Genomic DNA, 13347 nt, shown 5'->3' on the forward strand with positions numbered 1-13347 from the left:
CGCTTCGCAGCACAAGGCTGCTCCTACAGCTGTTTCGGGACAATTACGCCTGTACCTGCGCGCGCGACCGCCTTGTTTGTTCCACACGATATCGAGGTGGACGCCAAAGGAACGCGCGCTCAGGACTCACTGGCCCGAAAAAGCTGTAGGAGCAGCCTTGTGCTGCGAAGCGCCGCGCAGGCGGCGCTCGATCTCAACGGCGCATAAGATCCAGCAACAAGCCCCCCAAAAAACGGGAAGCTAGCCTCACTCCACCATTGAACCCTCCTGAATCAACTGCACTGCCAGCCCTTCAATCACCTCAGAGGCCTTGAGGATGTCGTAATGGCCAGCGTCCACCTGACAATGGACTGCGTCTCCCAGCACCGCGCCGGCCGTGTTCCCAGCCCACCAGCAATGCGCCATAGCCTTGGTCTGCGGAAGCCCGGCCAGCTGCTGCGACAACGCTTTCAAACGCATGGCCACGACGAAGGTATGAGCCAGTTCGGCACTGTCGATTTCGGCATAGGCCGATTGCAGCGCCTGGGCCGAACGGACCTGATCGATCACACCCTGCAAATGAACGACGTCGCTGTCGGCAGAAACGCCAGGCACCGCCAGGTCGTCCTTGGCCCCTCCCAGAACCACACTCAGGAAGCCCTGCAAATCCTGGCTCCAGTCATCAGAGAACGACTCGCGCAGGCCTGCCGGAATGAAGCTGTCAACCAAACCAAGCAATGCGACCTTCTGCCCCTGGTTTTCCAGCTCTTGGGTGACAAGTACCGCCAACGCCCCACCCAGCGACCAGCCCGCCAACCGATACGGCCCTTCGGGCTGCTTCTGGCGAATGTACTGCGCATACTCAATCGCCATCGACTGGAGCGAATCGTCTTGCCATTCGCGGTCAAGCAACATGCGGCACTGGATACCGTAGACACTGCAATACCCATCCAGGCGGCGAGCCAGAGGCTCGTAATCGAACACGGTACCAAAGCCGGCATGCAGGCAGAACAGCGGCGGTGCCTGATCGACACGGGTGTTGAGCAATAGCAGTGGGTCAAGGCTTGCCTCATCGGCCGAATAGCCAGACAGCTCACCGATTGTCGGCTTGGCCATCACATCGCGCAGCTTCAACTCGATGGGCAGATCATCGTGGCTGCGTACTTTTGACAGCATTTTCAGCACACGCAGTGAGTCGCCGCCCAGTTCGAAGAAGTTGTCGTCGATGCCCAGCGCCTCCACCTCCAGCACGTCTTGCCATATCTGCACCAATACCCGTTCGATGCCGTTACGCGGCGCCAGACGTACACGCTGGCCGCCCAGCTCAGGCGCTGGCAGCGCCTTACGGTCGATCTTGCCATTCGGGGTAAGGGGCATGGCCGCCAGCAGCACAAGTTGTGCTGGCACCATGTAGTCCGGAAGCTCAGCACGCAAGGCATCGCGCAACTGGCCAGGCGTCGTTACGCCTGTACCGGTCACGACATAACCGACCAGTTGCTTGCCAGTTGCACCTTCCCGTGCAACAACCACCGCATCCCTGACCTCTGGCAGATTGCGCAAGCGCGCTTCGATCTCACCCGGCTCAATGCGGAAACCGCGAATTTTCAGCTGATTGTCCAAGCGCCCGATGAAGTCGATCACCCCATCTGCGCGGCGGCGTACTCGGTCACCGGTGCGGTACAGGCGTGCACCTTGACCGAATGGGTCGGCAACGAAGCGCTCGGCAGTAAGGGCTGCACGCTGATGGTAACCTCGTGCAACACCCTCCCCACCAATGTACAGCTCTCCAGCCACCCCATCAGGCAACGGGTTGAGGTCCTGGTCGAGCACATGCAGTGTGCGCTGACCGACCCGCTCACCGATCGGCGCATAGACCGCGGCGCAGGCCTGTTGCGCCGATACTTTCCACAGCAGCGGCGTGACCACGGTCTCGGTGGGGCCGTAACCGTTAGTCAGGTATTGGGGCTGCAAGGTGCGCTTGACCAACTCGAACAAAGCGTCAGGCACTGCATCACCGCCGAAGCAATAAATGCGCACAGGCGGTGCAGCCTGCTGTTGGCTTTCGGCAAACTCGGCCATTTGCTGCAGGTACGCCGGTGGGAAGCAGGCAATGTCGATGCGCTGCTCATGCAGCACCTGCAAGGTCTCCTCAGCAGTCCACAAGCGATTGTCCCGCACGACCAGGCAACCACCCGAGGAGAGTGTCGACAGCCAGCGTTCCTGGGCACCATCGAAGGCAAACGACATGAACAGCAATTCGCGGGTGGACGCGTCCATCTCATAAAGCTGCGCGATAGCCTGGCAGTGCATACGGATCTGGCCATGGCTCACCGCGACGCCTTTCGGCTTGCCGGTCGAGCCCGAGGTGTAGATCAGGTAGGCAAGGTTGTCGTCCATCACCGAGACCTCAGGCACACTCGCAGCCTGCTCAGCCAACGCCAAACGGTCCAGCGCCACGCAATGTTCCACCTCCGGGAACCGCTCACGCAAGGCGCTGCTGGTCAGCAGCAAGTGCATGGCCGAATCCTCGACAATCCACTGCAAGCGCTCCTGAGGATAATCAATGTCCAGCGGCACATAGGCAGCGCCCGTCTTCATCACCGCGAGGAAGGCCACGATCACCTCGACTGAACGTTCCAGGGCCACCCCCACGGTGACTTCCGGTCGGGCGCCAAGGCCGATCAGGTGATGAGCCAGGCGGTTGGCACGGTCCTCCAGTTGCGCATAGCTCAGTTGCTGATCGGCGCAGATGACCGCCACCGCATCGGGGTATGACTGCGCATGCCGGGCGATGAGGTGCGCAAGCCGAGGGCCATTCGGCTCGCTTGGTTGCAACAGATTGCGCTGAGCCGCTTGCTTTATTTGTACGGCGCTGAGCATTTCCAGGTTGCCGATCGTGGCATGCGGATCATCCAGCATCGCGCTGAGCAGGCATTCGAAACTGCTGCGGATGGCTTCGGTAGCCGCTTCGGTGAAACGGCTACGCAGGTACATGAACTCCACCGAGAAGGTGTCATTCAGATGCACGGCCAGGTCCATCGCATAGTTGGTGACGTCGCGATCATTGACCTCGCCAAATTGCAGCGTACCGCTGCCATCGCCCTGCAAGCGCTCACCCACTGGGTAGTTTTCAAAGACCAGGATGCTGTCGAACAACGGCTGCCCCGGACGCCCCGCCCAGCGTTGCACGTTGGAGAGCGCAGCATGTTCGTGGTCGCGCAGCTCCAGGTTGTAACTCTGCAATTGCTGCAACCAGTCACTGACCTTTTGCTGCGGCTCTGGCGTCTGCACCACCGGCAAGGTATTGATGAACAAGCCCAGCATCTCGTCGGAACCCGGCAAAGAGGCGGGGCGGCCCGCCACGGTCGCACCGAAGCAGACCGTCTGTTGGCCGGTATAACGCTGCAACAATAGCAGCCAGGTCGCCTGGACGAGCGTGTTGGGTGTCACGCGCAGGCGCTGGGCGCGCTCACGCAGGTTCTCGGTGCGCTTGGCATCCCAGTGCAAGTAGAGCGCGGCATGCCCTGTCAGTTGGCCAGCGGGCTTGGGTGCGAGAGTGTCCGCCAACAAGGTCGGGCCTTCGAGCGCCCCAAGCTTGCTGCTCCAAAATGCTTCCAGCTGTGCCTGCGACTGCCCCTCGAGCCAACGGATGTAATCGCCGAACCGTCCTTTAGGGCTGTCGAAAGCCTTCCCATGATAAGCCTGGAACACCTCTCCCAGCAGTCTGGCGTTACTCCAGCCATCCATCAGAATGTGGTGACGGGTCCAGATCAATTGCATGCGATGGTCGTCCAGGCGCACCAGGATGACCCGCATCAAGGGCGCCGACATCATGTCGAACGCTTCACCCGACTCTGACGCGGCCAACGCCTCCAAGGCCTCTTGCGTGACAGTACGGTCGCGCCAGTCCAGCACGCGGATCGGCAAGTTCAGATGACGATGGACAATCTGCAGTGGCTGCGCCAAGTGGGCCGCCGACCAGAAGCCGGTACGCAAGATATCGTGACGCGCGATCACGAAATTCCACGCCTCGACGAACTGCTCGATCACCAAGCCTTCCACCGCCACCGAAGTCTGGTTGATGTAGATCCCCCCTTCCGCTCCCTGTGCACTGTAGAACAGCATCCCTTGCTGCATGGGCGACAACGGATAGATGTCGCCGACCTGCAAGGCAGGTACCGGCAAGCCGTCGAGCTGCGCCTGGGTCAGGCCGGCCAATGGGAAGTCGGACGGTGTGACGCCTCGATGTTGTTCCTGGCAACAGTGAGTTACCAGTGATTTGAGCTCCTCGGCATAGGCATCTGCCAGCCTGCGGACGGTCGAGCGTTCGAACAGCTGCGAACTGAACGACCAGGCCAGTTCCAGTTCACCGCCGTACACCTGCCCGTTCACTGCCAGCAAACTACCCAACGGGGCGCATGCATCATGGCTTGCGCCGCCGTACTCTTTGGCCGGTACGAACAGCCCTGTTTGCTCATCGAAACTTGCGTCGAACTGCCCCAGGTAGTTGAACACGATCTCGCCCTGCGGCAGCGCAGCCAGCGTCTCAGCGGCCTGAGCACCACTCAGGTAGCGCAGCAGGCCATAACCCAGGCCTTTGCTCGGCACTGCTCGCAGCTGTTCTTTGATGGTTTTGATCGAGCCGGCCAGGTCGGCCTGCGGGCTGAGCTTGACGGGGTACATGCTGGTGAACCAGCCCACCGTACGGCTCAGGTCTACGTCATCGAACAGGTCTTCACGGCCATGACCTTCCAGGCGCACCAATACGTCACTGCGCTGGGTCCAGCGGCTGACTACTCGTGCCAGGGCGGTCAGCAGCAGGTCGTTGATTTGCGTACGGTAGGCAGCCGGGGCGTCCTGCAGCAGTTGTCGCGTGGTTTCGCGATCCAGGCGGGTGCTGACCGAGGAGGCGTGCTGCAGCTGGTTGCCACCTTGTGGGTGATCGCAAGGCAATTCATCGCTTGCCCCTTGCAGCTGGTTTTGCCAGTAGGTCAATTCGGCACGCAGGGGTTCGCCTTGTGCGTAGTGTTGCAGGTGCTCGGCCCATGTTTTGAGCGAGCTGGTCTTGGCCGGCAGGGTCACCGGCTCCCCATTCCTCAGTGCTTGGTAAGCCTGCTGCAAGTCCTCCAGCAGCAACCGCCACGACACACCGTCCACCACCAAGTGGTGAATCACTAGCAGCAAGCGCTGGCTGCCATCTGGCAGCCCGACCAGCAGCCCCCGTAACAGCGGGCCTTGCCCAAGGTCCAGGCTGCGCTGCGCCTGCTCTGCGATATCGAGCAGGTCTTCTTCGGCGGCCAGTGTCCGCACCCAGACCAAATCCTGAGCCGTATCAGCGGTGAACTCGGCTCGCCACGTCCCCTCGACCTGCTCGAAGCGCATGCGCAGCGCATCGTGGTGATCGAGCACCGCGCGCAACGCCGCATGCAACTGCTCAGCGACAATAACCTCGCCAGGTTGCAGCAATACCGACTGGTTCCAGTGATGCCGAGCGGCGATGTCCTCTTTGAAGAACCATTGCTGAATCGGTGTCAGTGGCGACGATCCCGCCACCCTGCCTTGATCAATCGAGGTGCCGACGACTCGCCGGGCCACCGCGGCCAGTTCCTGAATCGTCTGATGCTGGAACAGCTCCTTGGGTGAGAACTGGATGCCAGCCCGACGGGCGCGGCTGACCACCTGCAGGGAAATGATCGAGTCGCCACCCAGTTCGAAGAAGTTGTCGGTAACGCCAACCTGCTCCAGCTTCAGCACGCCCGACCAAATTTCGGCCAGTTGCTGCTCAAGCGCGCCCTGCGGGGCAACATAATCCTTTGGCGACTGATCGTGATCGGCAGCAGGCAAGCGCTTGCGGTCCAGCTTGCCGCTTGGCGTCATCGGCATGTGCTGCATGATCACCAGGTAGGTCGGGATCATGTAGTCCGGCAAGCTGGCCTTCAGGTACTGCTTCAAGGAGGCACGCAGGTCGCTTTCGTCCTCGACTTCATCAGTCGGCACCACATAGCCGCACAGCTGTTTGCCAGCGGCCTGATCGACAGCGATCACGGCGGCCTCGCGCACCTGCGGATACGCCTGCAGATGCTGCTCGATCTCTCCTAGCTCAATGCGGAAACCGCGCACCTTCACCTGATGATCAACACGGCCGCGGTAGGCGATTTCACCCTGCTCGTCGAAATACCCCAGATCCCCGGTGCGGTACAGCCGCCCCCCGCCGACTTCATCGAATGGGTCCGGGATGAAACGTTCTGCCGTCAGCGACGGTCGCTGGTGGTAACAACGCGCCAGACACCCGTCACCACCGATGTACAGTTCACCGGCTACGCCAATCGCGGTCGGCGACAAGCCGCCGTCCAGCGCGCGCATGACCCGCCCAGGCAATGCGCGGCCAATCGGCACACCGCTGTCTGCCGCCGGGGCATGGACCAGGCGCGAGCAGTCATAGGTCGTGGCGACCACCGTGGCTTCAGTCGGCCCATAGGTGTTGAGCAAGCGTACTGCCGGCGGGCCATCTGCCAGCCAGGCTTGAAGGCCATCGAGGGCCACGGCTTCGCCACCGACATGGATCTGCTTCAATTGGCCATAGGCCTCAGGCTTGCGCCGATCGAGTGCCAGCAAGCGCCAATACGCGGCAGGCAGGTCGGCGACGGTTACCCCGTGCCGAATGATCTGTTGGCTGAAGGTGTCGGTATCCCAGAGCTGTTGACCGCGCATCACGATGCAAGCCCCCCGGGACAGTGGCGGGAAGAATTGCTCGATGAACCCATCAAAACTGAACGTCGCGAACTGCAACACGCGGTCTTCGGCTGACAGGCGCGAGTAGCCACTGGCAACTTCGCAGAAAACCGACAGCGCATGGTGAGCAATGGCTACACCCTTGGGCATGCCGGTGGAGCCCGAGGTGTAGATCACATACGCCAGGCTGTCTGGCGTGACCTGTGTTTCCAGCGGCTGGGCACTGAGGTGCTCCAGCCATTGCCCGCCTTGCTCCAGGCCCACGCACGGCAAGCCGTCAGGCATTGGCAGACGCGCCATGGAGGCCGCGTCCGCCAGCAGCACACCGATGCCACTGTCCTGAATCAGATAGGCCAACCGATCTTGCGGATAGTCCGGGTCCAAAGGCACATAGGCCGCACCGGCCTTGTGGATGGCAATCAAGGCCACAGCCAGCGCAAGCCCACGTTCGGCAGCAATACCCACCAGTGTGTTCGGTGCTACCCCTTGCTCCATGAGCTTACGCGCCAACTGGTTGCTGCGCAGGTCCAGCTCGCGGTAGCTCAGTTGCTGGTCGTCGAACACCAGCGCCACCGCATCCGGACGCTGGTGTGCCTGTGCTTCGATCAACTGGTGAGCGCACTTGCCGGTTAGCGCAACGGCTTCGCTGCGGTTCCACTCGTGGAGGATCTGCTGACGCTCGGTGCTGCCGAGCAACGACAGCTCTCCCAGCGCCGTGCTTGCATCCGCAATGAGCGCTTGCAGCAGGTTGAACAAGTGATCGGACACCCGCTGAATACTGGCTTCGCTCCAGCACGCGCGGTCATAGCTGTACTGGATGGACAGTGTTTCCCCAAGCATTGCAGCAAGCGTCAAGGGGTAGTTGGTCTTCTCACGGTGTGAAACCACGCCGAAACTCAGCCCCTGCGGCGCCCCTTCCTGAAGCGCCTGGGAAACCGGATAGTTCTCGAACACCATCAGCGTATCGAACAGCGCCTCACCCCCCAGGCCTGCCCAGCGCTGAACCTCATTGAGCGGCGTGTGTTCGAACTCGCGCAGGGCCAGGTTGCTCGCCTGCACCTGTTCGATCCACTCGGCCACGCTCTGCTCCGAGCGTGGTGCACAAATAACCGGCAATGTATTGATGAACAGGCCGATCTGTTCCTCCACCCCCGGCAGCTCTGCAGGGCGCCCGGCTACGGTAGCGCCGAAACACACAGTGGATTGCCCGGTGTAGCGTTGCAGCAAAAGCAGCCACGCCGACTGAAGCAACGTATTGACGGTTACCCGATTGGCTCTTGCAAAGCCTTCGATGCGCTGGGTCAATGCCTGATCGAACACTTGATGAAGCTCACCCTGGCCAGGCAGTTCTTGCGCCGACGCGCTACGCAGCACCTGAGCCAGACGGGTCGGTTCTTCCAGGCTGGCCAGTTGGTCCTGCCAGAAGGTCTGGGCGGCACTCGCACTCTGCTGCTGCAGCCAGCCGATGTAATCGCGGTAGTGCACAGGCTGCGTGGCCAGCGCGTGGCCAGTGTAACGCTGCAACACTTCGCCCAGTAGCCGAGAGGTGCTCCAGCCATCCATGAGGATGTGATGATGGGTGCAAATCAAGTGATGCCGATCGGCGTCCGTACGTACCAGGACCAACCGCAACAAGGGCGCCTCGTCCAGCACGAACCCCTGCTGCTGCTCGCTTTCAGCCAGCGCATGCAAGGCGCTTTCCAACATCGGCTGGGTGCGCCAGTCAAAGGTACTGAACGGCAGGGCAACCCGCTTGCGCACCACTTGCACTGCCTGGTTCAGTTCTCCCTGCCAGACGAAGCCGCTTCTCAGGATGTCATGGGCATCCAACGCTGCCTGCCAGGCCTGCTTGAAGCGCTCCACGTCCAACCCGTCTACGTCCACTCGCAGTTGGTTGATGTAGCTGCCGGCTTCCTGCTCGTACAGCGTGTGGAACAGCATGCCCTGCTGCATCGGTGACAGCGGGTAAACGTCGGCGATCTGCTCCGGCGGTACCAGCAGGCCATCCAGTTGCGCCTGGGTTAGCCCGGCCAACGGGAAGTCCGAAGGCGTAACGCTGCGGTGCTCTGGCTGGCAGCAATGAGCGATCAGTGCCTTGAGCTCTTCGGCGTAGTCATTGGCCAGCCGTTCAATCGTCGCTTCATCGAATTGCTCCCGGCTGAAGTTCCAGCCCAGTTTCAGCTCACCGCCGTAAACCTGCCCGTTGAGCGCCAGCAGGCTACCCAGAGGGGCCTGCGCGTCCTGCGGGGCGCCGGCATATTCCTTGGCAGGTACGAACAACCCCGCCTCATCGAAACTGCCATCGAACTGGCCCAGGTAGTTGAACACGATCTCACCCTGCGGCAACGCTGCCAGGGCCGCCTTGGCCTCGGCACCGCCCAGGTAACGCAGCACGCCGTAGCCCAGGCCTTTGCTCGGTACCGCTCGCAGTTGCTCCTTGATGGTCTTGATCGAACTCGCCACGTCAGCCTGGGGGCTGAGCTTGACCGGGTACATGCTGGTGAACCAGCCCACCGTGCGGCTCAGGTCGATGCCATCGAACAGGTCTTCACGGCCGTGGCCTTCCAGGCGCACCAGTACTTCATCTTGCTCCGTCCAACGCCCAACCACGCGCGCCAAGGCGCTCAGCAGCAGGTCGTTGATCTGTGTGCGGTAGGCTGCTGGGGCCTCCTGCAGCAGTTGCCGGGTGGTTTCCCGGTCCAGGCGGGTGCTGACCGAAGCGGCATGACACTGTTGATTGCCCCCCTGCAGATGGTCGCAAGGCAAGGTATCGCTGGCGCCCTGCAACTGCGCCTGCCAGTAGCCCAGCTCAGCCTGCAGCTCGGCGCCTTGGGCGTAGGCTTGCAAGTGCTCTGCCCAGGCCTTGAACGAACTGGTCTTGGCCGGCAGCTTCAGCGCTTGCCCTGCACGCAGTGACTGGTAGGCCTGTTGCAAGTCTTCCAGCAGCACCCGCCACGACACACCGTCCACCGCCAGATGGTGGATGACCAACAGCAAGCGCTGCTCACCCTCGGGCATCTCGACCAACACAGCACGTAGCAGAGGGCCTTGCTCCAGATTCAGGCTACGGTGTGCCTCATCGGCAACGCGATGCAACGCCTGTTCATCCGCACAAGGCCTGACCCACAACAACGCGGTCGTTTCAGGGGGGCCGAAGGTGGCCTGCACCCCGAAGCGCAGTCGCAGCGCATCATGATGCTCAACCAGGGCCAGCAACGCGGCATTCAGCGGTTCGCTCAGCAGTGTTTCGCGGGGCGCCAGCAACACGGACTGGTTCCAGTGATGAGGCGCTGGCATCTTCGCCTCGAAGAACCCGTGCTGGATCGGTAGCAAGGGCGTATCACCCGTCACCGGGCCCTGATCGATTGCACTTTGGGACGCACGCCGGGCGACTGCTGCCAGCGCCTGTACGGTCTGGTTGAGGAACAGCTCTTTGGGCGTGAACTGGATGGCTTGCTGGCGGGCTCGGCTGACCACCTGCAGCGAGATGATCGAATCACCGCCCAGCTCGAAGAAGTTGTCGGTCAGGCCGACCTTCTCCAGCTTCAGCACATCCGCCCAGATCGCTGCGATCTGTTGCTCCAGCTCGCTCTGCGGCGCCACGTACTCGCCTTGTAGCAAGCTGGCATCCGGTTGTGGCAGGGCCTTGCGGTCCAGCTTGCCGTTCGGTGTTACCGGCAGCTTGCCCAGCAGCAGCAGGTGCGCGGGCACCATGTAATCCGGCAGGCCGGCCTTGAGGGCCTCACGCAGGCTGTCGCGCAATACGGCCTCGTCTTGCGTGCTGTCGGCCGGTACCACATAGCCCACCAACTGTTTGCCGCTCGGCCCGTCCTGGGCCAGCACCACCGCTTCCTGCACCGCTGGCAATTCCAGCAGGCGCGCTTCGATTTCACCCAGTTCAATCCGCAACCCGCGGATTTTCACCTGGTGGTCGAGACGCCCGGCGTAGTCGATCACGCCATCGGCGTTGTAACGCGCCAGGTCACCGGTACGGTACAGGCGCCCGCCGTTGTCGCTGAACGGGTCCGGCACGAAGCGCTCGGCCGTCAGCGCCGGGCGCTGGTGGTAACCACGGGCCAGGCCTACGCCGCCCAGGTAAAGCTCGCCGGCACTGCCGCGTACCGCCGGTTGCAGGCTGCCTTCGAGGATGTGGGTCTTGAGGTTGTCGATCGGCTGGCCGATCGGCACGCTGATGCTTTCGTCTGGGCGGCAGGTCCAGTGGGTGACGTCGATGGCCGCTTCGGTCGGGCCGTACAGGTTGTACAGGCCGGCGGCTGGCAAGCGCTGCAGGGTCTGGCGCGCCAGCTCGGCCGGCAATGCCTCGCCACTGCACACCACACGCTTGAGGCTGCGGCAGCTTTCCACCGCCTCGTGGGTCATGAACGCCTGCAGCATCGACGGCACGAAGTGCAGCGTGCTGATGGCGTTCTGGTTGATGGAATCGACCAGCAGCTGCGGGTCGCGGTGAGCACCCGGCTGGGCGATGACCAGGCGCGCGCCGGTCATCAGCGGCCAGAAGAACTCCCACACCGACACGTCGAAGCTGAACGGAGTTTTCTGCAGCACGCTGTCACTGGCGTCCAGGCCATAGGCCTTCTGCATCCACCACAGGCGGTTGACCAGTGCCTGGTGGCTGTTGCCGGCGCCTTTCGGGCGGCCGGTGGAGCCGGAGGTGTAGATCACATAGGCGAGGTTCAGCGGGGCCACGTCGATACCAGGATTGGCATCGCTGTAGCCATCGAGGTTTTCGCTGTCCAGGTCCAGGCTGCGCAGGCCAGCCGGGATCGGCAAGGCAGCGCGCAGGTGCGACTGGGTCAGCAGTAAGGCGATGCCGCTGTCCTCGAACATGTAGCTGAGGCGGTCCTGCGGGTACTCCGGGTCCAGCGGCACATAGGCGCCACCGGCTTTGACGATACCCAGCAAGCCGATGACCATCTCCAGGCTGCGCTCCATGGCGATGCCCACCAGCACGTCCGGGCCCACGCCGAGTTCACGCAGCTTGTGCGCCAGCTGATTGGCTTTGCCGTTGAGTTCGGCGTAGCTCAGGGTCTGCTCGCCGAACACCAACGCCGGGGCGTCCGGGGTGGTGAACACCTGGGCTTCGATCAGTGAGTGAATGCTGCGCTCGACGGGGAATTCGGCGGCGGTGGCGTTCCACCCCTGCACCATCGCCTGCTGCTCTTGATGGCTCAACAAAGGCAAATCAGCAACCTGCTGCCCAGGTTGGCTAACAATACCTTCCAGCAAGTTACGCCAATGTTGCGCCATGAGCTCAAGGGTCGGCGCCTCGAACAAATCGGTTGCGTAGGTCAGTGCGGCCTCGATCCCACCCGCGTGCTCGACGGTGTCCAGCTTCAGGTCGAACTGGGCCGTGTCATTGCTCCAGGCCACCCCTTCGACCTCAAGGCCGGGCAAGCTGTGGCGCTCACCTTTGACCTGCGTCTGGTGGTTGTACATCACCTGGAACAAGGGGCTATGGCTCAAGCTCCGCTCAGGCTGCAAGGCTTCGACCAATTGCTCGAATGGCAGGTCTTGATGGGCCTGGGCCCCCAGCACACGCTGTTTGATCTGCGCCAACAGGTCATTGAAGCGGGCATCTGCAGCGAACTCGGCCCTGAGTACCTGTGTGTTGACGAAAAAGCCGATCAAGCGCTCCGTCTCCACCCGGTTGCGGTTGGCCACAGGCACACCCACACGAATGTCCGCCTGCCCCGAATACCGGTGCAGCAGCACCTGGAAGCTCGCCAGCAACAGCATGAACAATGTCACACCCTGCTGTTGCGCGCATTGCTTGAGCGATGCGGCCAGCTCGGCCGGCAAGCTAATGCCGACACAAGCACCGGCGCCGCTCGGTACGGCTGGGCGCGGTCGGTCGGTGTGCAATTCGAGGACCGGCTGTTCATCGCCCAGCTGTTCCTTCCAGTAGGCCAGCTGGCGCTCCTGCTCCCCAGCTTCCATCCAACGACGCTGCCAGATGGCGTAGTCGGCGTACTGGATGGGCAGCGCCGGCAGCGCAACTTCCTGGCCTTGGCTGTAGCCCTCATAAAGACGGACAAGCTCTTCCACCATCACCGGCATGGACCAACCGTCGGAGACAATGTGGTGCAGGGTTACCGCCAACACATGTTCGCGCTCCGCCAGGCGCAACAACTTGACCCGCAGCAGCGGCCCGTTGGCCAGGTCGAAAGGCTGACGCGCCTGAGCCTCGACCCACCCGCGAACAGCCTGCTCGTCTGCCTGTTCCTGGTCCTCCAGCGACAACTCAAAAGGTTGTTCTTCGTGTAGCCGCTGCACGGCCTGCTCGCCCTCCAGGTGGAAGGTGGTGCGCAGCGTCTCATGGCGGGCGATCAGCGTTTCAAAACTGCGCCGCAGTGCAGTCGTGTCCAGTGCCCCCTTGAACTTCAAGGCAGTGGGAATGTTGTAGGCCGCGCTGTCTGGCTCCCACTGCCAAAGGAACCATTGGCGTTGCTGGGCATAGGAAAGCTCGGGCCTTTCTACCTCATGGCGCACGACCGGAATGGGCAATTGCGCGAGGCTGATGCCTTTGTCACTCAGCTTTTCGAGAAAGAGCTTGCGCTGTGCAAGAGGCAGCCGAACGAAGCGCTGGACCAGGTCCGAATTTCTTTTATCCATGTG

1 protein-coding gene is annotated in these 13347 nt (G+C 62.2%); it reads right to left on the bottom strand.

The features are described from left to right. Positions 1-246: 246 nt before the first annotated feature. Entirely contained in the window at positions 247-13344 is a 13098-nt protein-coding gene (locus LOY53_RS19830) for a non-ribosomal peptide synthetase (protein WP_258703168.1), read from the bottom strand. Positions 13345-13347: the final 3 nt, after the last annotated feature.

The sequence above is a fragment of the Pseudomonas sp. B21-031 genome, assembly GCF_024748985.1.
In the GTDB taxonomy this organism is placed as follows: Bacteria; Pseudomonadota; Gammaproteobacteria; order Pseudomonadales; family Pseudomonadaceae; genus Aquipseudomonas; species Aquipseudomonas kermanshahensis.